General features: G+C 67.3%; 24 protein-coding genes and 1 tRNA gene. 17 read left to right on the top strand and 8 right to left on the bottom strand.

Annotated elements, in window-relative coordinates; all coding sequences use genetic code 11:
* The first annotated feature begins 2 nt into the window (after positions 1–2).
* From CKCBHOJB_RS01390 to CKCBHOJB_RS01420, 7 genes are all read left to right on the top strand, one after another.
* Positions 3–746: a thioredoxin domain-containing protein gene (locus tag CKCBHOJB_RS01390; protein WP_281050256.1), complete on the top strand. Its 744-nt coding sequence runs from the start codon at positions 3–5 to the stop codon at positions 744–746.
* Positions 747–941: 195 nt separating this feature from the next.
* The gene (radC, locus tag CKCBHOJB_RS01395) at positions 942–1,436 is read left to right on the top strand and encodes a DNA repair protein RadC (RefSeq protein ID WP_281050257.1); all 495 of its coding nucleotides are present in this window, start codon (positions 942–944) and stop codon (positions 1,434–1,436) included.
* Between the two features lie 152 nt (positions 1,437–1,588).
* Positions 1,589–2,038: a TIGR03757 family integrating conjugative element protein gene (locus CKCBHOJB_RS01400; RefSeq protein WP_281050258.1), complete on the top strand. Its 450-nt coding sequence runs from the start codon at positions 1,589–1,591 to the stop codon at positions 2,036–2,038.
* Positions 2,035–2,979, top strand: a complete 945-nt coding sequence (locus CKCBHOJB_RS01405) for a TIGR03756 family integrating conjugative element protein (RefSeq protein WP_058149370.1) — start codon at positions 2,035–2,037, stop codon at positions 2,977–2,979. The genes CKCBHOJB_RS01400 and CKCBHOJB_RS01405 overlap by 4 nt, the downstream gene beginning before the upstream one ends.
* Positions 2,980–2,989: 10 nt before the next feature.
* Complete coding sequence (locus CKCBHOJB_RS01410) at positions 2,990–4,396, top strand: integrating conjugative element protein (protein ID WP_281050259.1); 1,407 nt, start codon at positions 2,990–2,992, stop codon at positions 4,394–4,396.
* Positions 4,393–4,746 (top strand): hypothetical protein, encoded by a 354-nt coding sequence (locus CKCBHOJB_RS01415; protein ID WP_003292115.1) that lies wholly within the window; start codon positions 4,393–4,395, stop codon positions 4,744–4,746. Before CKCBHOJB_RS01410 ends, CKCBHOJB_RS01415 begins: the two co-directional genes overlap by 4 nt.
* A 15-nt stretch (positions 4,747–4,761) precedes the next feature.
* Positions 4,762–6,285: a conjugal transfer protein TraG N-terminal domain-containing protein gene (locus CKCBHOJB_RS01420; protein ID WP_281050260.1), complete on the top strand. Its 1,524-nt coding sequence runs from the start codon at positions 4,762–4,764 to the stop codon at positions 6,283–6,285.
* 7 nt (positions 6,286–6,292) lie between these two features.
* Here CKCBHOJB_RS01420 and CKCBHOJB_RS01425 read toward each other — a convergent pair whose 3' ends face one another.
* Positions 6,293–6,664: a DUF3742 family protein gene (locus CKCBHOJB_RS01425; protein WP_004254867.1), complete on the bottom strand. Its 372-nt coding sequence runs from the start codon at positions 6,662–6,664 to the stop codon at positions 6,293–6,295.
* 222 nt (positions 6,665–6,886) lie between these two features.
* On the opposite strand from CKCBHOJB_RS01425, the gene CKCBHOJB_RS01430 reads away from it, so the two are divergent.
* The 3 genes from CKCBHOJB_RS01430 (at position 6,887) to mobH (ending at position 10,611) form a co-directional block, all read left to right on the top strand.
* Positions 6,887–7,645 (top strand): type IV toxin-antitoxin system AbiEi family antitoxin domain-containing protein, encoded by a 759-nt coding sequence (locus CKCBHOJB_RS01430; protein ID WP_041106820.1) that lies wholly within the window; start codon positions 6,887–6,889, stop codon positions 7,643–7,645.
* Positions 7,638–8,558 carry a nucleotidyl transferase AbiEii/AbiGii toxin family protein gene (locus tag CKCBHOJB_RS01435; RefSeq protein WP_021248620.1) on the top strand — a complete coding sequence of 307 codons (921 nt, stop codon included), beginning with the start codon at positions 7,638–7,640 and terminating at the stop codon, positions 8,556–8,558. The genes CKCBHOJB_RS01430 and CKCBHOJB_RS01435 overlap by 8 nt, the downstream gene beginning before the upstream one ends.
* 202 nt (positions 8,559–8,760) lie before the next feature.
* Positions 8,761–10,611, top strand: a complete 1,851-nt coding sequence (mobH, locus tag CKCBHOJB_RS01440) for a MobH family relaxase (protein ID WP_047349545.1) — start codon at positions 8,761–8,763, stop codon at positions 10,609–10,611.
* A 26-nt stretch (positions 10,612–10,637) separates the two neighbouring features.
* Here mobH and CKCBHOJB_RS01445 read toward each other — a convergent pair whose 3' ends face one another.
* Positions 10,638–10,937: a helix-turn-helix transcriptional regulator gene (locus CKCBHOJB_RS01445; protein WP_003282197.1), complete on the bottom strand. Its 300-nt coding sequence runs from the start codon at positions 10,935–10,937 to the stop codon at positions 10,638–10,640.
* 106 nt (positions 10,938–11,043) lie between these two features.
* On the opposite strand from CKCBHOJB_RS01445, the gene CKCBHOJB_RS01450 reads away from it, so the two are divergent.
* Positions 11,044–11,670, top strand: coding sequence for a LysR substrate-binding domain-containing protein (locus tag CKCBHOJB_RS01450; protein ID WP_031640195.1), 627 nt, complete (start codon positions 11,044–11,046; stop codon positions 11,668–11,670).
* A 47-nt stretch (positions 11,671–11,717) separates the two neighbouring features.
* On the opposite strand, the gene CKCBHOJB_RS01455 is transcribed toward CKCBHOJB_RS01450, so the two are convergent.
* The 5 genes from CKCBHOJB_RS01455 to CKCBHOJB_RS01475 all read right to left on the bottom strand — a co-directional run bounded on the left by CKCBHOJB_RS01455 (position 11,718) and on the right by CKCBHOJB_RS01475 (position 16,419).
* Complete coding sequence (locus CKCBHOJB_RS01455) at positions 11,718–13,571, bottom strand: integrase arm-type DNA-binding domain-containing protein (RefSeq protein ID WP_047349546.1); 1,854 nt, start codon at positions 13,569–13,571, stop codon at positions 11,718–11,720.
* Positions 13,572–13,809: 238 nt separating this feature from the next.
* Positions 13,810–13,884 (bottom strand) — tRNA-Gly (locus tag CKCBHOJB_RS01460).
* A gap of 95 nt (positions 13,885–13,979) precedes the next feature.
* Positions 13,980–15,710 (bottom strand): phosphoenolpyruvate--protein phosphotransferase, encoded by a 1,731-nt coding sequence (gene ptsP / locus CKCBHOJB_RS01465; RefSeq protein ID WP_281050261.1) that lies wholly within the window; start codon positions 15,708–15,710, stop codon positions 13,980–13,982.
* Position 15,711: 1 nt separating this feature from the next.
* Positions 15,712–15,981: an HPr family phosphocarrier protein gene (locus CKCBHOJB_RS01470; RefSeq protein WP_281050262.1), complete on the bottom strand. Its 270-nt coding sequence runs from the start codon at positions 15,979–15,981 to the stop codon at positions 15,712–15,714.
* Positions 15,982–16,026: 45 nt separating this feature from the next.
* Complete coding sequence (locus CKCBHOJB_RS01475) at positions 16,027–16,419, bottom strand: PTS fructose transporter subunit IIA (protein WP_281050263.1); 393 nt, start codon at positions 16,417–16,419, stop codon at positions 16,027–16,029.
* A gap of 210 nt (positions 16,420–16,629) precedes the next feature.
* Here CKCBHOJB_RS01475 and CKCBHOJB_RS01480 point away from each other — a divergent pair, with 210 nt between their 5' ends.
* The 3 genes from CKCBHOJB_RS01480 (at position 16,630) to CKCBHOJB_RS01490 (ending at position 21,051) form a co-directional block, all read left to right on the top strand.
* Positions 16,630–18,261, top strand: a complete 1,632-nt coding sequence (locus CKCBHOJB_RS01480) for a BCCT family transporter (RefSeq protein ID WP_281050264.1) — start codon at positions 16,630–16,632, stop codon at positions 18,259–18,261.
* Between the two features lie 134 nt (positions 18,262–18,395).
* Entirely contained in the window at positions 18,396–20,273 is a 1,878-nt protein-coding gene (locus CKCBHOJB_RS01485; RefSeq protein WP_281050265.1) for a DUF294 nucleotidyltransferase-like domain-containing protein, read from the top strand.
* A 10-nt stretch (positions 20,274–20,283) separates the two neighbouring features.
* Positions 20,284–21,051 (top strand): 3'-5' exonuclease, encoded by a 768-nt coding sequence (locus CKCBHOJB_RS01490; RefSeq protein WP_281050266.1) that lies wholly within the window; start codon positions 20,284–20,286, stop codon positions 21,049–21,051.
* Here the strand turns inward: CKCBHOJB_RS01490 and CKCBHOJB_RS01495 are convergent, their stop codons facing one another.
* Complete coding sequence (locus tag CKCBHOJB_RS01495; protein WP_281050267.1) at positions 21,052–22,677, bottom strand: ABC-F family ATPase; 1,626 nt, start codon at positions 22,675–22,677, stop codon at positions 21,052–21,054.
* Positions 22,678–22,928: 251 nt separating this feature from the next.
* Here CKCBHOJB_RS01495 and CKCBHOJB_RS01500 point away from each other — a divergent pair, with 251 nt between their 5' ends.
* The 3 genes from CKCBHOJB_RS01500 to CKCBHOJB_RS01510 all read left to right on the top strand — a co-directional run bounded on the left by CKCBHOJB_RS01500 (position 22,929) and on the right by CKCBHOJB_RS01510 (position 24,233).
* On the top strand, positions 22,929–23,093 hold the full coding sequence (locus tag CKCBHOJB_RS01500) for a DUF1328 domain-containing protein (RefSeq protein ID WP_281050268.1): 165 nt from the start codon (positions 22,929–22,931) through the stop codon (positions 23,091–23,093).
* A gap of 89 nt (positions 23,094–23,182) precedes the next feature.
* Entirely contained in the window at positions 23,183–23,818 is a 636-nt protein-coding gene (locus CKCBHOJB_RS01505) for a response regulator transcription factor (protein ID WP_281050269.1), read from the top strand.
* A gap of 4 nt (positions 23,819–23,822) precedes the next feature.
* Positions 23,823–24,233: a response regulator gene (locus CKCBHOJB_RS01510; protein WP_281050270.1), complete on the top strand. Its 411-nt coding sequence runs from the start codon at positions 23,823–23,825 to the stop codon at positions 24,231–24,233.
* The last annotated feature ends 3 nt before the right edge of the window (positions 24,234–24,236 follow it).

Raw genomic sequence — 24,236 nt, forward strand, 5'->3', positions numbered from 1 at the left:
CGATGCGCATGCCTTCCTTCGCCCGCCGTCATCCCTGGATCGGTCTGCTGATCGTGGTGACGATTGCGGTGGCCTCGTGGATGCTGCTGCGCGCGCCGCATCCGGCAACCGAGTCCATGCCCCTGGCCGCCGCCGGGTCCGAAGTGCCGAAACCGGCCGGCCCGCCCTGGCTGTATGGCCGTGCCGATGCGCGCTTCACGGTGGTCGGGTACGCCGACCTGGAGTGTCCGTACTGCCGGGCCTACTTCCCCGCGCTCAAGCGCTGGATCGACGCCCATCCCGAGGTGAACTGGCAGTGGCACCACCTGCCGCTGTCCATGCACGAGCCGGCCGCGACTGCCGAGGCACGCCTGGCCGAGTGCGCGGGCGAGACGGGCGGACATGCCAGTTTCTGGCAGGCCGTGGCGTGGCTCTACTCGAACACCCGTGGCGACGGCCAGGGCCTGCCGGAGGGCCTGCGCTATCCCGGCCTCACGCCAGCCATGCGGGGTTGTCTCGACAGCGAGCGCCCCGATGCCGTCATCCGTGCCCAGGCGGTGGAAGCAGCACAGCAGGGCATCGCGGCCACGCCGGCCTTGCAACTGCGCGACCGCGAGTCCGGCAAGACACTTCTGCTGCACGGCCCCGTCGAAGGCGATGCCTTGCTGTCGGCCATCGACCTGCTCGCCGCCGGCAGCACGACCGTAGCGGAACCCGCAAATTCCCCAGACATGCCCGCCGACGTTGCCGGTGACATGCCCAGGTAGCCATCGATCTTCAAGGCTGCGGCGCGGCTTGTCCGCGCTGATCGAAACCCGTTCGCATCGCATCCCTTGACGCGAACGGCCACCGCATCCGCGGTGGTGGATGCTCGCTCATCACCTGTTCCGTCCCCATCGTCCCCAGGAGGGTTTGCCCTCCAGGGGCAGGCGCCCTCCGATCTCACCCATTGGAGGTTCGCCATGTCTCTTGTCATCGCCGACTCCCGCCCGGAGTCGCTCACCCTGATCGCCGCCCAGCACGAAGACTGGATCATCCAGCAGGCCATCACCCTGCTGGAGAACCGCGTGTTCAAAGCCGGTCCGGCGCTGGGCAGCCCCGCCGCCGTGCGCGACTACCTGCGCCTGAAACTGGTCGCGGAGCCGAACGAAATCTTCGCCGTCGTGTTTCTCGACAGCCAGCACCAGGTGCTCGCCTTTGAGCCGCTGTTCAAGGGCACGGTCGACCAGACTTCGGTGTATCCGAGGGTGGTGGTCCAGCGTGCGCTGGCGCTCAACGCTTCGGCGCTGATCCTGGCGCATCAGCACCCCTCGGGGAACACCGAGCCATCGGCCGCTGATCGTGCGATCTCCGAGCGGCTGAAGAGTGCCCTGGCCACCGTCGATGTCCGGGTGCTGGATCACTTCATCGTCGGCAAGGGCAGCCCGTACTCGTTCGCCGAAGCCGGCTTGTTGTAGCGCACTCATTTCATCACCACGGGAGCCCTTGGCTCCCGTTTCTTTTCGCCGGTGCGCAGGAAATCGGGACTGACCGGCTTCGGTTTCTTTGTCGTCCCCTGATCTGGGTTGCGCTCGACTACGAGTCTGCATCGACTCCGCGGAGACGCGACATGCCGGCTCATTTCCTCAACCTTCCTGCCGCCTCGCGGCGCCCCCTGGCCACGAGGCTGGCCGCTGGACTGTGCGCCGCGCTGCTCGGTTCCATCGCGGCAGCCGCCGATGTGCTCGTCGTCACCGACAGCCGTCATCCGGTGCAGGCCCCGGCCGGCGTGCGGATCATCGAGCTGGACCAGGCCACGCGCATCGAGGTCGAACTCGCGGCGCACCTGCCGGCCGACCCGCAACAGGCCGCAGCGGCGGTGCGGCAGCGGTTGCATGACGGCGGCGAGGCGCTGCAGCGCCGCATCGGCCATGCCTACCAAGGTGTCGCGGATGCCTGGGGACTGGGCATCGCCAAGATTCCCGCCGTGGTGGTCGATCGACGCTACGTGGTCTACGGCGAGCCCGACGTGTCCCGCGCCGTCGCGCGCATCAACGCCTACCGGAGCACGCAGCCATGAGCCTCCTGCTGGCACGCCGGCGCCTGCGCGCCACCGCCGCCTCGCTGCTGCTGAGCGCGGCCACGTCGACATTCGCCCTGGACACCGCCACCATCGTCTCGTCGGCGCTGTCCCCCGACTGCCTCGAATACCGCGTGGTCGGAATCTGCTACTGGCTGTACTGCACGCCCTTCGGCTGCTCGGTGCGCACCTCCGTCAAGGTGCGCCACTACGTCCCCGATGCGGTGGTGTCGAGCTACTCGAACACCGGCGAAAACCCGTGGCTGGAAGTCAGGGCGATGAGCATGCCCAACCCGAGCGCCAAGGCTGGCGGTGACGGCACGACCAATCACGACAACGAGAACAACCTCGCCAAGTTCAAGAACGCCGATGTCATCGGCCATCCGGCCGGGATGGTGTTCAGCCAGTTCGCCAGCGCCTCCGGTTACACCTGCGAAGGCGCGGGCACGGCCTTCATGCCGTATCTGCTGAGCACGCTCGACACGATCGCCTGGCGCTACAACATCCCGGAAGCGTTCTATCCCGAAGCGCTCATCCCCGGCCGGCGCGAAATCGGTACGCGCACTGGCCTGAACCTCTGGGGCAACGTGTATCCCCGCGGTGGCTTCCTGCACCAGACCGACGACCACAAGAGCGGCGCCGTGGTCGCGCAGCGCGCGGGCGACATCGTGACGCGCCGCAACCAGATTCACGTGTATCAGCCCCTGCTGGCCAACGCCCGCGACGGCTACTGGCCGGCCGGCGCGCTGATGGAGACCGACGCCTCGACGGGCAAGTGGCAGGAGCTGACGCCCACGCTCTCGAACAGTTGCGTGGTCTTCCCGCACAGCCGCACCCGCGTGCAGGCCCAGCAGGGCGACTACGCCTGGGCCTTGTGGCGGCCGTACTCCTGCTGCCGGCGCCGTGGCCAGGTCTTCCTCGGCAGCGTCGATTTCATGTGAGGAACCCACGATGAACGCCTCCCTCCCTGACTTCCTGCGCCGCGCGAAGTCGCACCTGCGGGCCACGCTGCTCATGGCGGCCATCACGCTGGCCGTCGGCGCCGCCTGGGCGCAGACCCGCATCGACCCCAATGGCGTGAACGTCAGCGGCAGCGTGATCGGCGACGACGTGCTCTACAGCATCGGCGGCGGCCGGGCCGTGTCGATGGGTGGTGCCGGCAACATGCAAAGCATCGGCGTGGGGATCGGCTGGAACAGCAACCTGATCTGCGGCGACATGAGCATCACCACGACGCTGCAGAACCAGCTCAACGGCATCACCAACGGCTTCCAGACGATCATGAGCAACGTGATCCAGAACGCCACCAGCGCCGTGGCCTCGCTGCCGGCCCTGATCATCCAGCGCGCCGACCCGGGGCTCTACAACCTGCTGATCAACGGCATCCTCCAGGCGCGCCTGGACTTCGACCGCTCGAAGATGACCTGCCGGGCCATCGCCAATCGCATGGCGGACATGGCCGGCGGCCAGGCCGGCTGGGACCAGCTCGCCGAGGGGATGGCGCTGCGGGATGCGGTCAGCAGCACCGATGCCGTCTCCGCCATCGAGCAGGCCGAGTCCAACAAAGGGAACAACGGCGTGCCCTGGGTCGGCGGCGGCAATGCGGGCGGCTCCGGCCAGAGTTCGATCAAGGTGGTCGGCGATGTGACGCGCGCGGGCTACAACCTGCTCAACGGGCGCAGCGTCACCGATACTTCGTCGATCGCGCGCAGCGCCTGCGGCAACCGCCTGACCTGCCAGACCTGGTCGTCGCCTGGCGCGGCCGCGGCCTTTGCGAACCGCGTGCTCGGCGAACGCGAGCAACGCACCTGCGAAAACTGCACGAAGACCCAGACCACGCCTGGCGTCGGGCTCACGCCAGTGATCCAGGAAGAGTACGAGACCAAGCTGCAGGTGCTGCAGGAGCTGGTGACGGGCGCCCGGCCGACGACGCCGGCCAATCTCGACGCGGCCGGCAGCAGCTCGCTGCCGATCACCCGCGGCGTGATCGAGGCCCTGCGGGACGAACCCGACCAGGACGTGCTGGGCAAGCGCCTGGCGTCGGAGGCGGCGCTGTCCAGCGTGCTGGAGAAGGCCTTGCTGCTGCAACGCACGTTGCTGACCGGCAAGAAGGAGCCGAACGTCGCCGCCAACGAACTGGCCGTGCAGGCGGTCGACCAGGAGAACAGTGCGCTGGAGCAGGAGATCAACAACCTCAAGACCGAGCTGGAGCTGCGGCGCACGCTGGCCGGCAACTCGGCGATGGCGATCATCCAGCGCCACAGCACCCGCGCTGCTGGTTCGCGCGGCGTCTTCGAGGGCGACACCACGCGCGACCGTCTGCGGGAAGTCCAGAAGCCGCGGAGCGGTACGCCATGAGCCGGCTGGCCTGGCTGCGGCTGCCATGGCTGTTCAACCGCCGCGTCGGCGTGGCGCTGCTGTGGACCTTGCTGGTGGTCGCCGCCGCGGTGGCGGTGAACATCGCCGGCATCCACGTCGTCGGCGGCGTCGAGGGCTGGCAGCACTGGCTGCAGGCGCACGCCGGCCACTTCTTCGTGTGGCGGCTGTGCCTCTACGGAGCGACGGCTTACGGCTGGTGGTGGATGCGTCGGCGCCTGTTGCGGCGGGAGCCGTCCCGCGAGACGCATCAGCGCCTGCTGCGCACGGAGATCGCGGCCGTGATCGCCGTGGTCGCGCTGGAAGCCAGCCAACTGCTGCGGCACGGCTGAGACCGGGAGGCAGGCATGACGCTCTACACCACGGACTACCTGGAGTATTACCTGACCCTGGTGGCTTGGGTGGTCAACAACGGCATCTGGAGCATCCTCGTGGCCAGCGGCGTGTTCGCGCTGCCGTTCGTGGCCATCGTGATCCAGGAATGGCTCAAGGCCCGCAGCGAAGGTGCGGACGAGGGCAACAAGGGCGTGCTGTCGTCGATGCGCATCGAGAACCGGGTGTGGGTGGCGATCGTGGTCATCATGTTCGCGGGCATCCCGTTCATCCCGGTGGATCTCGCCACGATCAGGTTCGACACCACGCGCTCCGCGCAATGCCAGGTCAACGTCCCGCTGCCCAACGACACGGGCTGGTCCAACGTCTACACGGCGCTCAACAACCAGAGCGCGCTGGTGCCGGTGTGGTGGTTCTTCATGCACGCCATCTCGAAGGCGGTCACCGGCGCCGCCGTGGCGGCGATTCCCTGTGGCACGGACCTGCGTCAGATTCGCATGGATGTGGATGCCACGCGCATCGACGATCCGGTGCTGGCACAGGAGGTCGCCGACTTCACGCACGACTGCTACGGGCCGTCGCGCGCCAAGCTGTTCATGAACCGGCCGACGCTTTCCGACGAGCAGATGAACGACGTCACCTGGATCGGGTCGAGCTACTTACTCGACACGCCCGGCTTCTATGACACCTATCGCGCCAAGACCCCACGCACGGGCTGGCCCTACGACGCGACCCGCGATGCAGGGCTGGCACAGGTGGACAGCGGCGGCGGCTATCCGTCCTGCCGGCAGTGGTGGGCCGATGGCGGCCAGGGACTGCGCAGCCGGCTGCTGGCACAGGTCGACCCGGACCTGCTGACCCGCATCGGGCGCTGGGCGGGCTTCCTGTCGCAGAGCGAGGTCAATGACTCGGTGATCCGCGCCGTCGTCTCACCGCGGCAGCAGAAGATGAACCAGGGCGCCGTCTACACCGATTACGGCGGCCAGATCGACAAGACGCTGCCAAACGTCGTCACGCGCGGCGCGAGCGACCTGGGGCTGACCGTCGGCTCGCTGGGCTTCTTTCCGGCGATGGACGTGGTGCGCCAGGCGCTGCCGATGGTGCTGACCATGCTCAAGATGGCGCTCGTCATCTGCATCCCGCTGGTGCTGCTGATCGGCACCTACGACCTGAAGACGGTGGTGACGGTGAGCTGCGTCCAGTTCGCGCTGTTCTTCGTGGACTTCTGGTTCCAGCTCGCGCGCTGGATCGACAGCACGATCCTGGACGCGCTCTACGGCTGGGGGTTTGGCGCGGACAGGCCGCACACGAACTTCGATCCGCTGATCGGCCTGAACAATGCGTTCGGTGACATGCTGCTGAACTTCGTCATGGCAACGATGTTCATCGTGTTGCCGACGTTCTGGGTGATGGCATTGGCTTGGGCAGGCGTGCGCACGGGAAATATCGTGCAGGGGTTGTCCACCGCCACCTCGGACGCCAAAGGCGCTGGGGGGCGTGGCGCTGGCATGGCAATGAGCGCCGTATCGAAGAAGTGACCGCCGTTCAGTCGTCGTCGGTCACATGCGGGTCGATGCGCCAATCGCTCTTGTCATAAAGCCCGAAGCCGTTGGGGCCTTCCCTCCACTCGGGTTGCGGTTCCTTTTGATCAGGGTCGTCGTGCTGCACGAGCCATGCAGCAGTTACCGCAAAGGCAAGCAGCAGGGCCAGCCAGAACGCGGAGTAGAGCAGCGCACCGAGCACGGCGAGCTTGACGATCCAGAGCACCGCCGTCGCCGCGCCCGCGGGCACCCCGCGCGTCACCAGCCAGCCGGCGACACGCTGCTCGCGGCGCACGTATCCACGCCAGGCACGGCCAGCCCCCCGGCCCAGCCGGTGGCTCCAGCGCCCGTTGTGCGTGTTGGTGGTCATGCTCATATGCCTCGGCTTCAGTGGTGCCTCACCTCGCGGAGCGGCCGGTCGTGGCCTGCCCTCCAGCATAGACCGCGATCAGGAGGGCGGGTTGCGGCCGGCAGAGCCGGGTTGGCTCGGGTCGCAGGTCGATTAGATTCTGCACGATAAATCAAACCTTATGCTACTTTCCCTGCACGTTACTGCAATGGCTCTAGGGGCGATTGGATTTTGTGTTATTTTTATAACATGGATGGAAATTCTCGGCACCAGGTAATCAAGCGGCTGCAGGCGGGACTTCCCCGCGGGGCGCCGTTCGACCTTGCCACCCTGAGCCAGTTCGGGGTGTCGCCCCAGCTCGCCGCCCACTATGCCGACGGCGGGTGGCTCGTGCGCCTGGCCCATGGCGTCTATGCCTTCCCGAACGATGAATTCGGGGTCTACGGTGCGCTGAAGTTCCTGCAACAGCGCGTGCCCGGCCTGCACGTCGGCGGCAAGAGCGCCCTGGCCCTGCAGGGTGTGCGGCACAACCTGGGCAGCCGGGAGGCGCTGGTGCTGTGGGGCGACGGTCGTTTCGTGTTGCCGGCCTGGTTCACCTCGCGCTTTCCGGCCCGCTACGTCCACGCCCGCCTGTTCGACTGGCCGGACACGGCGCTGGCCAGCAAGACCCTGACCACGCCGCCTGGCCTGCCCGAGGATCTGCGGGTGGCTGCCTCCGAGCGTGCCGTTCTGGAGCTGCTGTACGAAGCCGGCGTCAAGCAGAGCCTCGAAGAGGCTCGCAACATCTTCGATGGACTGCGTTCCCCCCGCAAGGACTTGCTCGGACAACTGCTGTCCTGCTGCGCCAGCGTGAAGGCCGTGCGCCTGTTCCTCACCTGGGCGCGCGAGATCAGCCTCGTGGATGTCGATGCCCTGCTGGAGCAGTACCCGGTTCGCACCGGCAGCAACACGCGCTGGATGAGCCGGCTCGATGACGGCACCTTGCTGAGCCTGAGACCTCATGGATAAGACCTACGCGGACACCGTTCGCCTGCTGCTGGCCGTCGCGCCCGACGTGTTCGCCAACGACATCTTCGCCATGAAGGGCGGCACGGCCATCAACCTCTTCGTGCGGGACATGCCGCGCCTGTCGGTGGACATCGACGTGGTATACCTCCCGTGGCAGACGCCGCGCGACGAAGCGCTGCAAGCCATCAACCAGGAGCTGGCCGCCATCGCCGCGCGCCTTGCACCGCTGGGCGTGCAGACACGCCTGGTTCGCGCCAAGGACCTGGGGGACACCAAGCTGATCGTCGAGAACGATGCCAGCCAGGTGAAGATCGAGGTCAACGTCGTGTTCCGAGGCAGCGTGCTGCCCGTCGAGCGGCGGCCGCTGAGCGCCAAGACCAGCGATCTGTTCGGCGTCGAGTTCGAGCTGCCGGTTCTGGCACCGGACGAGCTGTACGCCAGCAAGCTGGTGGCCGCGCTGGATCGGCAGCACCCCCGCGACCTGTTCGACGTGTGGCAGCTCTACGAATCGGGCGACATCAGCGACGGCATGGTCGAGTGCTTCGTGATCTATCTGGCGGGCCACAACCGGCCGCCCCACGAAGTGCTGTTCGGCAACGACAAGGACATCGCCGGCGAGTACGAGCGGGCCTTTGTCGGCATGACCGAAGTGGACTGCTCCCTGGAGACACTGCTCGATGCTCGCGCCAGGATGCGGCGCGAGCTGCCACAGCGACTGAGCACCGCGCACAAGCAGTTTCTGAGCGGGCTGGCGCGCGCAGAACCGGACTGGTCGCTGGTGCGGTGCCAGCACGCCGCGCAACTGCCGGCACTGCGCTGGAAGCTCGCCAATCTCGAAACCTTCCGCAAGCGCCGTCCCGACGACTTCGCAGCGCAATCCGCCGCCCTCGACACCGGCTTGGGCCAGAGCTGACGAGCGTCCCGCAGCGCCCCACTTGCCGGGATTGCCCCATGCCGCATTCATCGTGGCGCCCGCGCAGCAGCGGCCCTATACCCAAAGGCTTCCGATAAAGGCCAAAGGGCTGGGAAGGGGCAAAGGAAGGGCGCCAAGGGGAAAGGCCCTATCCTGAAAAGGCCAAAAGGCGCCCCGAGCAGCCCGTCATCCGGGGTTCGCCATGCTCTCGCTGTTCCAGCGCAAAAGGGTGCCACCCACCGCCGGCACGCCGCCCACCTCCGCCATCGAAACTCCGAAAGGGTCGATGCGGCCGGAGTCGGCCGCATCGCTGCTGGCCACGCCGCGCCGGCAGAAACTGCTGGAACACATCTGGCAGCGCACATCGCTCTCGCGCCGGCAGTTCGCCACGCTCTACCTCGCCCCGCTGGAGCGCTACGCCGAGCTGGTCCAGCAGTTCCCGGCTTCCGAGAACCACCACCACGCCTATCCGGGCGGCATGCTGGACCACGGCCTGGAGATCGTCGTCTATGCGCTGAAGCTGCGGCAGTCATACCTGCTGCCTGCGGGCGTCACGCCGGAGGCACAGGCGGCCCAGGCCGAAGCCTGGACCGCAGGCACGGCCTACGCGGCCCTGCTGCACGACATCGGCAAGATTGCCGTCGATCTGCACGTCGAACATGCCGACGGCAGCGTCTGGCATCCCTGGCACGGCCCGCTGCGAAAGCCCTACCGCTTCCGTTACCGAAAGGAGCGCGAGTACCGCCTGCACAGCGCCGCCACCGGGCTGCTCTACGCGCGCCTTCTCGATCGGGACATCTTCGACTGGCTCAGCGGCTATCCCGACCTCTGGGCCGCGCTGCTGTACGTGCTGGCCGGCCAGTACGAGCACGCTGGCACGCTCGGCGAACTGGTCGTGCAGGCCGACCAGGCATCGGTCGCCCAGGAACTCGGCGGCGATCCCAGCAAGGCGCTGGCGGCGCCCAAGCATGCGCTGCAACGCAAATTGCTCGACGGCTTGCGCTACCTGCTCAAGGAAGAATTCAAGTTGAACCAAGCCGGTCCGGCGGACGGTTGGCTGACCCAAGACGCTCTGTGGCTGGTGAGCAAGACCGTCTCCGACAAGCTGCGCGCACATCTGCTGTCGCAGGGCATCGACGGCATCCCGGCGAGCAATACGGCGGTGTTCAACGTGCTGCAGGATCACGGCATCGTGCAACCGACGCCGGATGGCAAGGCGATCTGGAAGGCTACCGTCACCAGCGACGCCGGCTGGTCGCATGCCTTCACCTTCCTGAAACTCTCGCCGGCCATGATCTGGGATGCCGCCGACCGGCTGGCGCCGTTCGCAGGCCGTGTGCAGGTCGAAGAGGAACAGGCGGAGCCGCCGCCGCTAGCGCCGGCGGTGGCCGATGGGCCGCGCGTGGAAGGCACCGAAGCTGCACCCGCGAGCACGGCGCCGATCGCATCCATAGCCACAGACACCGGCGTGGCCGCGCTGCTCGATCTGCTGGGCGACACCGCTCCACCCACAGCATCGGAGACCCCGACTTGCCCTGTTGCCGAGGCCGAGCCGGCCCCTTCGACCGTGCCCACGCCAGGAATGAGCCTCGCGCCTTCCCAGGATCGCGCGGAGCCCTCCGGGGCGCACTTCATGGCCTGGCTGCGCCAGAGCATCCAGACGCGCAAGCTCATCATCAACGACGCCAAGGCCCTGGTGCATACCGTCGCCGGTACGACCTACCTCGTCAGCCCCGGCGTGTTCCAGCGCTACGCGCAGGAGTACCTTCAAGTCGCCGCGCTGGCCAAGCAGGAGAAGCTGGAGGGGTGGCAGTGGGTACAGAAGCGCTTCGAGAAGATGGGACAGCACCGCAAGCAGCCGAGCGGGCTGAACATCTGGACCTGCGAAGTCACGGGGCCGCGCAAGTCGCGCCGGCTGCACGGCTACCTGCTCGTCAGCCCGGATGCGCTGTTCCAGGAGACGCCGCCAGACAACCCATACCTGCGGCTCCTCAACGAGGCCGCAAAGCGCGATGATTCAGCCCTTGGGGGCAAGGACGACGATCAGGCGTAGGCATGCGACCGCTGTGCGGGCCGGCTTCAATCCGCGGATGGGGCCGACTCTGCCAGCTTGGCTTCGGTCAGAGTCATCAAGTGGGCGGAACTGCATTTCAGCGCACGGGCGATCTTGAGGATGAGAGGGAGCGTGGGGACATGCTCGCCGCGCTCGATCTTGCCCATGTGCGACCGTTCGATGCCGGCCATGTGGGCCAGCGTTTCCTGAGCGATACCCTGGTTGGTTCTTTCTTCCCGCACGGCAGCCCCAAACGCGATGGCTGGTTCCGCTTCGTAGGTAGTGGTGCCGGTGGGGCGGCCCCTTTGGATCGAACGCTTTGGCATTGCCAAGAGCGTCGAACACGGTCACGATTTAAACCACGTTAAACTTAACTCATTCAACGGATTCGAGATCAGTTGCCACGAGTTCACCGCCTGGGGGGAGCTGGACGTGGAATCGAGTGACATCACCGCCGAAATTCGCATGGCCGTCCTCGGCGAATGGGTGCCTCCCCAGCTCGCCGACGTGCTCGCCCTGCAGCGTGCCGAAGAGCCGGAGACTCATGCCGTCCTGGCCGGCTGGACAGATCCCGGTCGAGGCGCGGAGCTGCCGGGCGACGGCTTCGACTTCGCCTTGTCTGCGGTTGCCCGGCAGTGGCCTGGCTGGGTATGCGAGCCGCTGTGGCATGACACGCTGGCGGTCGCCGTGGCCAAGCGCTCCCACCTGCTGGCCTACCGTGAAGTGCCGTGCCAGGAAGTGCTCAAGCAGCCGTTGATCTGCTCGCAGTCCACGGCCGATGAACCATGGCGCATGACCGTGCAGCGCGTGTTCGAGAACGCGCTGCAGGAGCGGGAGCAAACGGTGGAGACATTCGATGTGGTGATGACGCTGGTTGCCGCCGGGTACGGGATCACCATTGCGCCCGCCGCGAGACTGGCGAGCTACCTACGCCGAGGCATCGCCATGCGGCCGCTGGCCGGCGCACCAACGATCGTGATGGCTTACCTGCTCCGTCGCGAGGCTTCCTTGTCGGACACCCAGGCAAGATTCGCCCGCCGCGCGCGCTTGGTGTCCTGACGGACGCGCGGGGATCGCGGTTTCGCCACGATCCCGCATTCCTGCTGCTAGGCGACCCCGACTCGCGGCGGGGTCCATTCGCTCTCCTTCACGGCTGTGCTCACTGCCATGACGAGCTTGTCGAGGTTGCCGGCCGTCACGCCCTCCAGTGCCGAACGCCCCCGCAGCATCGAGCGCGGTTGCAGCAGTGCATGGTAGATCTGCCAGGGGTCCGCACCCCTGGTCAGCTTCAGGACGGACTGGATCAGCTCGTGCTTGAGTGGGTCGAGGTGCCAGTCCGGCACGCGCTGGCCGCGGTTGCCTACGTTCAACGCCAGCAAGTTGCCCGCCTTGATCTCGTAGCTGATCCACCTGCGGGACTTGCCCGCCATCTTGGCAAACGCCGCGACGGGAAGGTTGTGCGGCGCTTCGAAGACATCGAACAGTTCCATCCTCTCGCGCTGAATGTCCGAAGGCACCAGCGGCGCGGCTGATCGAGGGATCGGAACCGCCGGCAGCCGATGTGCGGCGGCAGAAACCAACGGCATGGCGTCACCCGGCTTCGTCACCAGCAGGATTGGCGAAGCGCTAACCGGCGTGGAGGGTGCATTTGCGGTTTGCTCACTCGGGAATGCGGGCACGCCTTCCAGATGCACGGTGAGTGGCATGCTGGCCGCCTCGACCTGGTTCTGCTCGAAGAGGTCGAGCCGATCGGCCCAGTCCTGCATCATGCGGCGACGCTGCTCCACGTACTCGGCATGGTTGTAGGTCGCGCTGACCTTGTTGGGATCGACATGCGAGAGCTGTGCATCCACCCAGACCTTCGGGTAGCCGATCTCGTTGAGCGCAGTGGACATCGTGCCGCGGATGCCGTGCCCAGTCAGGCGTTCCTGATAGCCCATGCGCTTGAGGGCACCATTGAGGGTGTTCTCGCTGATGCGCTTCTTCAAGTCGCTGTCGTGCCGGAACAGGTGGCGCTGGGCCGGCTTGAACTCATCCAGCAGGTGCCGGACGATCTCCATGGCCTGAATCGACAGCGGCACGATGTAGGGCGGGATGTCCTTCGCCTGCTGCCGCTTCTTGCGCATATCCAACTGGAGTTGCTTCACGACGTCGGGCGGGATGATCCACAGCCCACGGTCCAGATCGAATTGATCCGGCGTCGCCTGTCGCAGCTCTCCGGTTCGCACGCCGGTCAGCAGCAATAGCCGCAGCCCGAGCTGGGTCTGCCGCCTGCCGCGATAGCTGCGTAGCCGCTGCAACAGCTTCGGCAGCTCGGCCATGCGCAGGAACGGGTTGTGATTGACGGGTGGCAGTGGCAGCGCCACCACATCGAGATCGGAGGCGGGGTTCTGTTCCAGGCCCGGCACGATCACCAGCGCGTAGCGGAACAGTTGGTTGAACCACGTCCTGACTTTCTCGGCGACGGAGAGCGCCTTGCGCTTCTCGATCTTGGCGATCACCTCCAAGAGGTCGGGACGCTTGATCTCATAGACCGACCGCTTGCCCAAGGCGGGCAGCACATCCTTGTCGAAGATGCGCGGAAGTATCGAGAGGGTCGTCTGCCGGCCTTCCTTGAGGCTGAGCCCGCGATGCTTGAGCCACTTGCGATACACCGCCTCGAAGGTGTTTTCGTCGGCGAGCCGGACAGCGGTGCGCTTCTGCTTGCGGTGAACGCGAGGATTGGTGCCTTTGGCCAGCAGGGCGCGCGCTTCGTCGCGCAGGCTGCGGGCCTCGCGAAGCGTCACCTCCGGGTAGGTGCCGAGCGACATCCGCTTCTGCTTGCCCGCCCAGTAGTAGCGGAAGTGCCAAGTCCTGCCCCCGGCAGCGGTGACGGCCAGGGAGAGGCCATCCAAGTCAGGGAGGGTGTATGCCTTGCCAGTTGCCTTGGCCTGCCGAACGGCCAGGTCTGAGAGTGCCATGCTCTTGCTCCTGAACATGAGTCAGGAACCAGATGCTGGTCACGTCGACCTCGCCCCTCCATCAACAATCCGGAATCAGCCGCACCCGCAAAAATGGACTTGTTTGTGGACTTAAAAGTCCCGGCTGTAGGCGGATCGCAGTGGACCGCGGCAGAACGTCAAAGAGAGGAAAAGTCCTTGTGTGGCAACGACTTGCAGGCTCTCTTGGACTTCTGCGGAAGTCCGCAGATTGATACAGTGGAGCGGGTGAAGGGAATCGAACCCTCGTCATCAGCTTGGGAAGCTGAGGTAATAGCCATTATACGACACCCGCATGGTCGGGCCGAGGCGTGGTGCCTGGCGCCCGACAAGACTCACGATTGTAGCCGCAGAAGCGGGGGCGCTTCAACTTGTGCGCGCCTGCTTTGCTCAGAGGGTGAGCCGCTCCACCGCCTCGCGGATGCGTGCCGGCTCGTCCATCTTCAGGATGCGCTGCACCCTGGGTGCGAGCTCGCCGAGGTCGGCGCGCAGCACCTGCTGCTTGATCTCCAGGATGTTGCCCGGGTGCATCGAGAAGTTGCGCAGGCCCATGCCGAGCAGCAGTTCGGTGTACAGCGGATCGCCCGCCATCTCGCCGCACACCGACACCGGCAGGCCGTAGCGCGCGCCGGTGGCGATGGTGCCGGCGATGAGCTTGAGCACCGCCGGATGCAGCGGGTCGTACAGATGCACCACCGCCTCGTCGGAGCGGTCGATGGCCAGCGTGTACTGGATCAGGTCGTTGGTGCCGATCGACAGGAAGGCCAGCCGCCGGATGAACATGCCCAGCGACAGCGCGGCGGCGGGGATCTCGATCATGCCGCCGACCTGGATGCCCTCGTCGAACTTCACCTTCTCGGCGCGCAGCTCGCTCTTGGCTTTTTCCACCAGCGCCAGGCACTGGTCGATCTCCTGCGCGTGCGCCAGCATCGGGATCATGACCTGCAGCTTGCCGTGCGCCGAGGCGCGCAGCAGCGCGCGCAGCTGGGTCAGGAACATCTTCGGCTCGGACAGCGAGTAGCGCACCGCGCGCAGGCCGAGCGCCGGATTGGGCTCCATGCGGGTGTGGGCTCCGTTGAGCGCCTTGTCGTTGCCGACGTCGAAGGTGCGGATGGTGACCGGCTTGGTCGGCATCGCCTTGACCACCGCGCGGTAGGCCTCGTACTGCTCGTCCTCGTCGGGCAGGGTGTCGCGGCCGATGAACAGGAACTCGGTGCGGTACAGGCCGATGCCGTCGGCGTTGGCGGCCTTGACCGCGGGCAGGTCCTTGGGGCCCTCGATGTTGGCGAGCAGGTTGATGGTCTCGCCGTCGAGCGTGGCGGCGCGGGTGTCGCGCAGGCGGTTGAGCTTGGAGCGCTCGATCTCCAGCTCGCTGCGGCGCAGCCGGTATTCCTCGACGATCTCCTCGCCCGGGGCGACGATGATCACGCCGCGGGTGCCGTCGACGATGACGAGCTCGTCGTCCTCGAGCAGGTCGCGCACGTGGTGCAGGCCGACCACCGCGGGGATCTTGAGGCTGCGGGCGACGATCGCGGTGTGGCTGGTGGGGCCGCCGACGTCGGTGACGAAGCCGGCGATGTTGTGGTCGCGGAAGCCGATGGTGTCGGCGGGCGACAGGTCGTGGGCGACGACGATGGTGCCCAGGCCGTCGCGGCGCTTGGGCGGCAGGCGGCCGGGGTGGCCGAGCAGCACCTTGACCAGGCGCTCGACCACCTGCACCACGTCGGCCTGGCGTTCGCGCAGGTAGGGGTCCTCGATCTCGCGGAACTGCTCGACCACGTGTTCCATCTGCTGCACCAGCGCCCATTCGGCGTTGCAGCGGCGCTCGGTGATCAGCTTGCGTGCGGCGTCGATCAGCATCGGATCGGCGAGCATCATCAGCTGCAGGTCGACGAAGGCGCCGACCTCGCTGTGCGCCTGGCCGGCGGTGGTGATCGCCTTCAGCCCGACCAGTTCGCCCTGCACGGTGGCCACGGCCTCGTCCAGGCGGGCGTTTTCCTCCTCCAGGTAGCGGGGGGCGACGTGGTAGTGGTTGACCTCGAGCAGCGCGTGCGAGACCAGGTGCACATGCCCGATCGCGATGCCCTGGGAGACCGGCAGGCCATGGAGGGTGAAGGGCATCTCACTCCCCTTCGCCGAAGCGGTCGGCGACCAGGGCCTGGATCGCCGCGAGGGCCTCGTCGGCCTGCTCGCCCTGGGTGTCGATGGTGATCGTGCTGCCCTTGGCGGCGGCCAGCATCATCACGCCCATGATGCTCTTCGCATTGACGCGGCGGCCGTTGCGCTCCAGCCAGACCTCGCAGGGGAAGCCGCTGGCGAGCTGGGTGAGCTTGGCCGAGGCACGCGCGTGCAGGCCGAGCTTGTTGATGATGGCGGCGTCTCCTCGCGGCATGGTGCGGCGGTCTCCGTGTTCTTGTCCGTTATCGATGCGGTGCGGTCAGTCGTTGGCGGCGACGTGCAGCACGCCGTCGCAGGCGCCGGATACCGCGCGCTTGACCAGGGTCTGCATGTCGCGATCGCGGTAGGTCAGCACGCGCAGCAGCATCGGCAGGTTCACCCCGGCGACCAGCTCGACCTTGCCGGGCTCGATCAGCTTGGCGGCGATGTTGCTCGGCGTGGCGCCGTAGATGTCGGTGAGCACCAGCACGCCCGCGCCGCCATCGACCCAGCCGAGCATGCTGCGCGCGAGCGGCAGGATGTCGAGCGGATCGTCCTGCGCCGACACGCCGAGCTGGGCGATCTGGGGTGGACGCTTGTTGAGCACGTGGCAGGTGCACTGGATCAGCGATTCGCCGAGGCTGCCGTGGGTGATGAGGAAGATGCCGATCATGTGTTTCTCCGCAGGCCCCGATTCTAGCCCAGAGCCCGCAGACCGTGCCGTCCGGCCGCGCGGGACGTTCACGTGTGCACCCGCGGGGCTGGCCGAGTGAAAAGCATTTGAGCAAAAACAAATTGTCAAAAATTGATAAAATGCGATCCCTCCAGCTGATTCCGCCGCGCCCTTCGTGCGTGGCGATGGCAATAACGACAAGGATCGAACATGACCGAAACCAGGGACCCGATGGCCCCGGATGGGGCCGTCAACCCCATCGATACCGACTACAAGGTCGGCCAGGACAACATCATCGTAAACGTGGGGCCCTTCGGCCTCGACATCCACAACCGCGTGTTCGCCATCTCGGGCCTGCTGGTGGTCGCCTTCGTGGTGCTGACGCTGGCCTTCCAGAACCAGGTCGAGCCGATGTTCAGCGGCCTGCGCAACTGGCTCACGTCGAGCCTCGACTGGTTCTTCATCAGCGCCGGCAACGTCTTCGTGCTGGTGTGCCTCGGCCTGGCCGTCTCGCCGCTGGGCAGGGTGCGCCTGGGCGGCACCGAGGCCACGCCCGACTACACCTACCTCGGCTGGTTCTCGATGCTGTTCGCCGCCGGCATGGGCATCGGCCTGATGTTCTTCGGCGTGTCGGAACCGCTGTCGCACTTCGGCAGCGCCTTCGGCGGCACCGCGGTGGAGAACGGCGTGCGCACCGACTGGGCGCCGCTCGGCGCCGCGGCGGGCGACGCCGCGGCCGCGACCCGGCTCGGCATGGCGGCGACGATCTACCACTGGGCGCTGCATCCGTGGGCGATCTACGCCATCCTCGCGCTCGGGCTGGCGCTGTTCTCGTTCAACAAGGGCCTGCCGCTGACGGTGCGCTCGGTGTTCTACCCGCTGCTGGGCGAGCGCGTGTGGGGCTGGCCCGGCCACGTCATCGACATCCTCGCCGTGCTGGCCACGCTGTTCGGCCTGGCGACCTCGCTCGGCTACGGCGCGGCGCAGGCGAGCTCGGGCCTCAACTTCCTGTTCGACGTGCCGCTTGGCAACACCACGCAGATCGTGCTCGTCATCGGCATCACCGCGATCGCGCTGTTCTCGGTGGTGGCGGGGCTGGACGCCGGCGTGAAGCGTCTGTCCGAGATCAACATGGTGCTGGCCGTGCTGTTGCTGGTGTTCGTGGTCGCGGTCGGGCCGACGCTGGACATCGTCACCGGCTTCTTCGCCAACCTCGGCGCCTATTTCCAGTACCTGCCGGCGCTGTCCAACCCGGTCGGGCGCGACGACGCCAATTTCTCGCAGGGCTGGACCGCCTTCTACTGGGCGTGGTGGATCTCGTGGTCGCCCTTCGTCGGCATGTTCATCGCGCGCGTGTCGCGTGGTCGCACGGTGCGCGAATTCATCATCTCGGTGCTGATCGTGCCCTCGCTGGCCTGCGTGCTGTGGATGACGGTGTTCGGCGAGACCGCGATCATCCAGTTCGTGCGTGACGGCTACGAGGCCGCGACCAAGGCCGAGCTGCCGCTGCAGCTGTTCTCGATGCTCGATGCGCTGCCGCTGGCGCAGATCACGTCCTTCATCGCCATCATCCTGGTGGTGGTGTTCTTCGTGACCTCGTCGGACTCCGGTTCGCTGGTGATCGACGTCATCGCCGCCGGCGGCAAGGTCGATGCGCCCACCCCGCAACGCGTGTTCTGGTGCGTGTTCGAGGGCCTGGTGGCGATCGCGCTCATCCTCGGCGGCGGCCTGGTGGCGCTGCAGGCGATGGCGGTGTCGACCGGCCTGCCCTTCACCATCGTGCTGCTGATGTCGACGGTGGCGGTGATCAAGGGGCTCATGTCGGAACCGCGCGTGCGCTGAGCGCTTGCGCGATACGATGTTCGCGGGCAAGCCCGCTCCTACGGATGGCGCCTCCTCGCGGGGTTACGTGGGAGCGGGCTCGCCCGCGAATGCAGCCGCGATTTCTCCACTCCCGTTAGCGGATTCCGCCCTTCATGCAGGTCGAACAGCTCGAGATCCTCGATTTCCTCCGCGCCCGCCCGCCTTTCGCCGACCTGCCCGAGGAGGCGCTGCAGCGGCTGGCTGGTGCGATCGACGTGCGCTACTACAAGGCCGGCGAGCGGATCGTCGACTTCGGCGAGCCCGCTGCCTTCTGGCACCTGGTGCGCAGCGGCGCGGTCGAGGTCTACCGGCGCAACGGCACGCTCTACAACCGTCTCACCGAGGGCGGCTACTTCGGCGAGTTCGGGCTGCTGCGCTACGGCCGCGTGCGCTTTCCGGCGGCCGCGCTCGAGGATTCGCTGCTCTACCTGGTCCCGGGCGAGGTCTTCGCCGAGCTGTTCGAGCACCACGAAAGCTTCGCCGACTACGTCGAGATCGAGGACCGCACCCGCCTGCGCCAGGTGATGTCGCGCCGCGAGGAGTCCAACGACCTGCTCTCGGCCACGGTCGACACCCTGGTCGGCCGCCCGGCGGTGACTCTGCCCAGCACCGCCAGCGCGCGCGAGCTGGCGCAGCGCATGACGGAAGAAGGCGTGTCCTCGCTGCTGATCCTCGACGACAACCCGGAGGTGCCCGAGCTGCCCCAGCTGGCGGGCATCGTCACCGACCGTGACCTGCGCACCCGGCTGGTCGCCCCCGGCCTGTCCTACGACACCCCGGTCGCCGGGATCATGTCGCGCGGCGTGGTTTCGGTGAATCACAACCAGCTCGTGTTCGAGGCCATGCTCGCCATGCTGCGCCACAACGTGCATCACCTGCCGGTGCTGAAGAACCAGCGCCCGCTCGGCGTGATCGCGCTCTCGGACATCATCCGCTACGAATCGCGCAACAGCCTGTTCGTGGTCGGCAGCATCTTCCGCCAGCAGTCGGTGGACGAGCTCGCCGCGCTGGTGCCCGAGGTGCGCGCCTGTTTCGCGCGCATGGTCGGCGAGGACGCGAGCTCGCACATGGTGGGCAGCGCGATGGCGGCGATCGGGCGCAGCTTCAAGCAGCGCCTGCTCGAGCTCGCCGAGGCCGGGCTCGGCCCGCCGCCGGTGCCCTACTGCTTCCTCGCCCTCGGCTCGATGGCGCGCCAGGAGCAGCTGATCGTCACCGACCAGGACAACGCCCTGGTGCTGGACAACCGTTTCGAGCCCGCGCGCCACGACGCCTACTTCAAGGCGCTCGCCACCTTCGTCAGCGACGGCCTCGCGCGCTGCGGCTACAGCTACTGCTCCGGCGGGGTGATGGCGAGCAACGAGAAGTGGCGCCAGCCTTTGCGGGTGTGGGAGCGCACCTTCGGCGACTGGATCGAGCGCCCGACACCCGAGTCGCTGCTCAACGCCGGCATCTTCTTCGACCTCGACGGCGTGTGGGGGCGGGTGGAGTGGGCGGCGCGCCTGCGCGAGCTGATCGCGCGCAAGGCCAGGGGCAACTCGCGCTTTCTCGCCTGCATGGCGCGCAACGCGCTGCTGCGCACGCCGCCGCTGGGCTTCTTCAAGGACTTCGTGGTCGAGTCCGACGGTCGCCACTCGCGTGCGATCAACATCAAGCGCCGCGGCACCGCGCCGCTTGCGGACCTGGTGCGGGTGCATGCGCTGGCGATCGGGTCGATGTCGATCAACTCCTTCGAGCGCCTGAAGGACATCATCGACGCCGCCGTCCTGCCGCTCGGCCGCGGCCAGGACCTCTACGACGCGCTGGAATTCATCTCCATGGTGCGCGCGCGCCACCAGGCCGAGTCGCTCGCCGCCGGCGAGGAGCCGGACAACGGCATCGACCCCGAGAAGCTCTCGGAATTCGAGCGCAAGAGCCTGCGCGACGCCTTCCTGATCCTCGGCAACGCGCAGAAATTCCTCAAGTACCGCTACCAGCCCGGGCGGGCGAACTGAGGGCGCGGCGGTGCTGCACCTCGGAGACCTGAAGAAGACGCCGTCGGGCGCGCGCGGCCGGAGACGCGCCGCGGAGACCGTGCCCGACTGGCCGGCGCGCTTCGCCGAGCTCGCCGCCTGCGTGCGCGATCCGCGCCTGCGCGCCTTCTACGCTGCCGGCGTGCTCGCCGGCGACACCGCGCTGCATGAGGTGCCGCTGGTGGCGCTCGACGTCGAGACCACCGGGCTCGATCCCGCGCGCGACGAGATCGTCAGCATCGGCCTGGTGCCGATGAGCACCCGCTGCATTCGTTCCAGTGCGTCGCGCTACTGGGTGGTGCGTCCGCGCGCCGAGCTGCAGCCCGAGTCGGTGACGATCCACGCCATCACCCATGCGCAGATCGAGACCGCGCCGGATCTCGGCGCCATCCTCGGCGAACTGCTGCCGGCACTGGCCGGGCGGGTGGTGGTGGTGCATTGCCGCGAGATCGAGCGCCGATTTCTGGATGTGGCGCTGAAGGCGCGCCTGGGCGAGGGGATCGAGTTTCCGGTGATCGACACCATGGAGCTCGAGGCGCGCCTGCACCGCCAGCTGCCGCGGGGTTTCCTGGCGCGGCTTTTCGGCCGCCAGCCGACGCCCGTGTCGATCCGTCTCGCCGACAGCCGCGAACGCTACTGCCTGCCGCGCTACCGCGCGCATCACGCGCTCACCGATGCGCTCGCCACCGCCGAGCTGCTGCAGGCGCAGCTGGCGCACCGGTTTTCGCCGGAGACGCCGCTGCGCGAGCTGTGGCTGTGATTATTCGAGGCCTTGCGAGGACAGGTATTCCTCGTAGGTGCCGCGGTAGTCGACGATCTGGTGGTCGAGCTTGATCTCGATGATGCGGGTGGCCAGCGAGGACACGAACTCGCGGTCGTGCGAGATGAACACCAGCGTGCCGTTGAACTTGTCCAGGCCGGTGTTCAGCGACTCGATCGACTCCATGTCGAGGTGGTTGGTCGGCTCGTCCATCAGCAGCACGTTGGGGCGCGACAGCATCAGCTTGCCGAACAGCATGCGGCCCTGCTCGCCGCCGGAGATCACCTTGACCGACTTCTTCACCTCGTCGCCCGAGAACAACAGGCGGCCCAGGGTGCCGCGCAGCAGGGTCTCGTTGTCCTCGCCGGTGGCGGCGGCGGTGATGCGCGAATAGGGCGCGATCCAGTCGGTCAGGCTGACGTCCTCGGCGAAGTCGGCCGAGTGGTCCTGGGCGTAGTAGCCCGGCTTGGCCTTCTCCGCCCACTTGATGGCGCCCTTCTGCGGCGAAAGCTCCCCGACCAGCAGCTTCATCAGCGTGGTCTTGCCGACGCCGTTCTCGCCGATGATCGCGACCTTCTCGCCGGCCTCGATGGCGATCGAGAAGCGGTTGATCAGCGGCTTGTCCATGCCCTCGTAGGCGAAGGAGATGTTGTCCACCTCGCAGGCCAGGCGGTGCAGCTTGTCCTTGTCGTCGTAGTCGAAGCGGATCCACGGGTACTGGCGGCTGGAGGGCTTGACGTCCTCGGGCTTGAGCTTGTCGATCAGCTTCAGGCGGCTGGTGGCCTGCTTGGCCTTGGACTTGTTGGCCGAGAAGCGGCGCACGAAGGCCTGCAGTTCCTGGATCTTGTCCTTGGCGCGGGCGTTGGCCGAGGACTGGCGCTCGCGCGCCATCGTCGACGCTTCCATGTAGTCGTCGTAGTTGCCCGGGTAGATCGTGATCGTGCCGTAGTCCAGGTCGGCCATGTGGGTACAGACCTGGTTCAGGAAGTGGCGGTCGTGCGAGATGATGACCATCGTGCAGTCGCGGTTGTTGAGCACGTCCTCGAGCCAGCGGATGGTGTTGATGTCGAGGTTGTTGGTCGGCTCGTCGAGCAGCAGGATGTCGGGGTTGGCGAACAGCGCCTGGGTGAGCAGCACGCGCAGCTTCCAGCCCGGGGCGACCTCGCTCATCGGGCCGTTGTGCAGCTCGGTCGGGATGCCCACGCCGAGCAGCAGCTCGCCGGCGCGTGCTTCCGCGGTGTAGCCGTCGTACTCGCCGACCTTGCCCTCGAGCTCGGCGGCGTGCATGTAGTCGTCTTCGGTGGCGTCCGGGTTGGCGTAGATCGCGTCGCGCTCCTTGATCGCCGCCCACAGCTCCTCGTGGCCCATCATCACCACGTCGAGCACGCGCATGTCTTCATAGGCGAACTGGTCCTGGCGCAGGTAGGCCATGCGCTCGTGCGGGTCCTTGGAGACGTTGCCGGCGCTGGGGTCGAGGATGCCGCACAGGATCTTCATGAACGTCGACTTGCCGGCGCCGTTCGCGCCGATCAGGCCGTAGCGGTTGCCGTCGCCGAACTTGACGGAGACATTCTCGAACAGGGGCTTGGCCCCGAACTGCTGGGTGATGTTGGCTGCGACGAGCACGGAAGGGTCCTGATATTCAGATAAAACAAAGCCTTGGATTATAGCGCAGCGACGCGGTGGCGTGCGCTGTGCGCTGCCGTGGGGGGCGGAGGGGGGCCGGCGGCTGGCGCGCGCGGCAGGGATCGTGCGCCGCGTGTCGGAATCGTCCGACGCCGGTTTAGGACCGGGCCGATGGGGGGCGGCGGTGCCGGCGCCTAGAGTGGAAGCGTGATCCGGGCATGCATCGCCCGGTGCCCCGCAAGGAGAACATCATGCTGCACTACGCCGTCGTCTTCTTCGTCATCGCCCTGATCGCCGCCGTGCTCGGCTTCGGCGGCATCGCCGCCGGTGCGGCCGAGATCGCCAAGGTGCTGTTCGTCGTGTTCCTGGTGATGGCGATCGCCAGCTTCGTGATCAACCTGATCAAGGGCCGATGAGCCCATGGCCCGTTTCGCAGGCGATGCCGGCCCAGCCGTTGCGCTTCGGCTATGCTGGCGCTCCCGCCTCGCATCCCGGAGCCTCGCCCATGCTGCGCATCGCCATCGTCGACGACCACCAGATCGTGCGTGCCGGCTTTCGCGAGCTGCTGGCCGACGAGCTCGGCATCACCATCGTGTTCGAGGCCGCCTCGGGTGAGGCGGCGCTCGAATCGCTGCGCGCGCAGGCGGTCGACGTGCTGCTGCTCGACCTCTCGCTGCCCGGGCAGAGCGGCGTCGACGTGCTGCGCGCGGTGCGCCAACGTTTCGAGGGCGTGCGCGTGCTGATGCTGTCGGGCTTCCCGGAGGAGCGCTACGCGCTGGCGATGATCCGCAACGGCGCCGACGGCTACCTGTGCAAGGACTGCTCGCGCGAGGAGCTGCTGCAGGCGATCCGCACCGTGGCCCAGGGCCGGCGCTACGTGTCGGCGCGCACCGCGGAGCTGCTCGCCGAGGAGCTCGGTGGCGGCGGCAGCGCGGCGCCGCACGACAAGCTCTCCGATCGCGAGCTGCAGGTGTTCCTGCGCCTGGCGCGCGGCGAGTCGGTGTCGGACATCGCCGAGGTGCTCAATCTCAGCGTCAAGACCGTCAGCACCTACCGCACCCGCCTGCTGGAGAAGCTCGGCGTCGGCAGCAATGCCGAGCTCGCGACCTACGCGCTGCGCCACGGGCTGATCCTGGAGTAGGTCGATGAGCGCGCCGCTTCATCCCGCACCCGCGCTGCGCATCGTGCTGGTCGAGGACTCGGCGATGCTGCGCGGCATGCTGCGCGACATGCTCGAGGAGCTCGACGGCGTCGGCGTGGTCGCCGAGGCCGAGGACGAAGCAGGCGCGCTCGCCGCGCTCGAGCGCCAGCGCCCGGACCTCGCGATCGTCGATCTCGAGCTGCGCGCGGGCAGCGGCCTCGGCGTGCTGCGCGGGCTGCAGGCCGAGCCGGAGCGCTTCGGCCGTCCGCGCGCGGTGGTGTTCTCCAACTACGGTCACCCGCCGGTCCGCGCCCGCTGCGAACAGCTCGGCGTCGAGCGCTTCTTCGACAAGTCCTTCCAGCTCGACGAGCTGATCGACTTCGTGCAGGCGGCGGTCTCAGGCCCGACGGCCTGAGCG

It is taken from the genome of Thauera sp. GDN1 (genome assembly GCF_029223545.1).
Classification (GTDB): Bacteria; Pseudomonadota; Gammaproteobacteria; order Burkholderiales; family Rhodocyclaceae; genus Thauera.

What these genes read in the sequence shown, in the direction of transcription:
- CKCBHOJB_RS01485 (WP_281050265.1), top strand. Translation starts at nt 18,396, where the DNA reads ATGCAGGTCGAACAGCTCGAGATCCTCGATTTCCTCCGCGCCCGCCCG.
- CKCBHOJB_RS01475 (WP_281050263.1), bottom strand. Translation starts at nt 16,419, where the DNA reads ATGATCGGCATCTTCCTCATCACCCACGGCAGCCTCGGCGAATCGCTG.
- CKCBHOJB_RS01390 (WP_281050256.1), top strand. Translation starts at nt 3, where the DNA reads ATGCGCATGCCTTCCTTCGCCCGCCGTCATCCCTGGATCGGTCTGCTG.
- CKCBHOJB_RS01435 (WP_021248620.1), top strand. Translation starts at nt 7,638, where the DNA reads ATGGATAAGACCTACGCGGACACCGTTCGCCTGCTGCTGGCCGTCGCG.
- CKCBHOJB_RS01405 (WP_058149370.1), top strand. Translation starts at nt 2,035, where the DNA reads ATGAGCCTCCTGCTGGCACGCCGGCGCCTGCGCGCCACCGCCGCCTCG.
- ptsP (WP_281050261.1), bottom strand. Translation starts at nt 15,710, where the DNA reads ATGCCCTTCACCCTCCATGGCCTGCCGGTCTCCCAGGGCATCGCGATC.
- CKCBHOJB_RS01505 (WP_281050269.1), top strand. Translation starts at nt 23,183, where the DNA reads ATGCTGCGCATCGCCATCGTCGACGACCACCAGATCGTGCGTGCCGGC.
- CKCBHOJB_RS01420 (WP_281050260.1), top strand. Translation starts at nt 4,762, where the DNA reads ATGACGCTCTACACCACGGACTACCTGGAGTATTACCTGACCCTGGTG.
- CKCBHOJB_RS01510 (WP_281050270.1), top strand. Translation starts at nt 23,823, where the DNA reads ATGAGCGCGCCGCTTCATCCCGCACCCGCGCTGCGCATCGTGCTGGTC.
- CKCBHOJB_RS01470 (WP_281050262.1), bottom strand. Translation starts at nt 15,981, where the DNA reads ATGCCGCGAGGAGACGCCGCCATCATCAACAAGCTCGGCCTGCACGCG.
- CKCBHOJB_RS01430 (WP_041106820.1), top strand. Translation starts at nt 6,887, where the DNA reads ATGGATGGAAATTCTCGGCACCAGGTAATCAAGCGGCTGCAGGCGGGA.
- CKCBHOJB_RS01500 (WP_281050268.1), top strand. Translation starts at nt 22,929, where the DNA reads ATGCTGCACTACGCCGTCGTCTTCTTCGTCATCGCCCTGATCGCCGCC.
- CKCBHOJB_RS01400 (WP_281050258.1), top strand. Translation starts at nt 1,589, where the DNA reads ATGCCGGCTCATTTCCTCAACCTTCCTGCCGCCTCGCGGCGCCCCCTG.
- CKCBHOJB_RS01410 (WP_281050259.1), top strand. Translation starts at nt 2,990, where the DNA reads ATGAACGCCTCCCTCCCTGACTTCCTGCGCCGCGCGAAGTCGCACCTG.
- CKCBHOJB_RS01480 (WP_281050264.1), top strand. Translation starts at nt 16,630, where the DNA reads ATGACCGAAACCAGGGACCCGATGGCCCCGGATGGGGCCGTCAACCCC.
- CKCBHOJB_RS01455 (WP_047349546.1), bottom strand. Translation starts at nt 13,571, where the DNA reads ATGGCACTCTCAGACCTGGCCGTTCGGCAGGCCAAGGCAACTGGCAAG.
- radC (WP_281050257.1), top strand. Translation starts at nt 942, where the DNA reads ATGTCTCTTGTCATCGCCGACTCCCGCCCGGAGTCGCTCACCCTGATC.
- mobH (WP_047349545.1), top strand. Translation starts at nt 8,761, where the DNA reads ATGCTCTCGCTGTTCCAGCGCAAAAGGGTGCCACCCACCGCCGGCACG.
- CKCBHOJB_RS01445 (WP_003282197.1), bottom strand. Translation starts at nt 10,937, where the DNA reads ATGCCAAAGCGTTCGATCCAAAGGGGCCGCCCCACCGGCACCACTACC.
- CKCBHOJB_RS01415 (WP_003292115.1), top strand. Translation starts at nt 4,393, where the DNA reads ATGAGCCGGCTGGCCTGGCTGCGGCTGCCATGGCTGTTCAACCGCCGC.
- CKCBHOJB_RS01425 (WP_004254867.1), bottom strand. Translation starts at nt 6,664, where the DNA reads ATGAGCATGACCACCAACACGCACAACGGGCGCTGGAGCCACCGGCTG.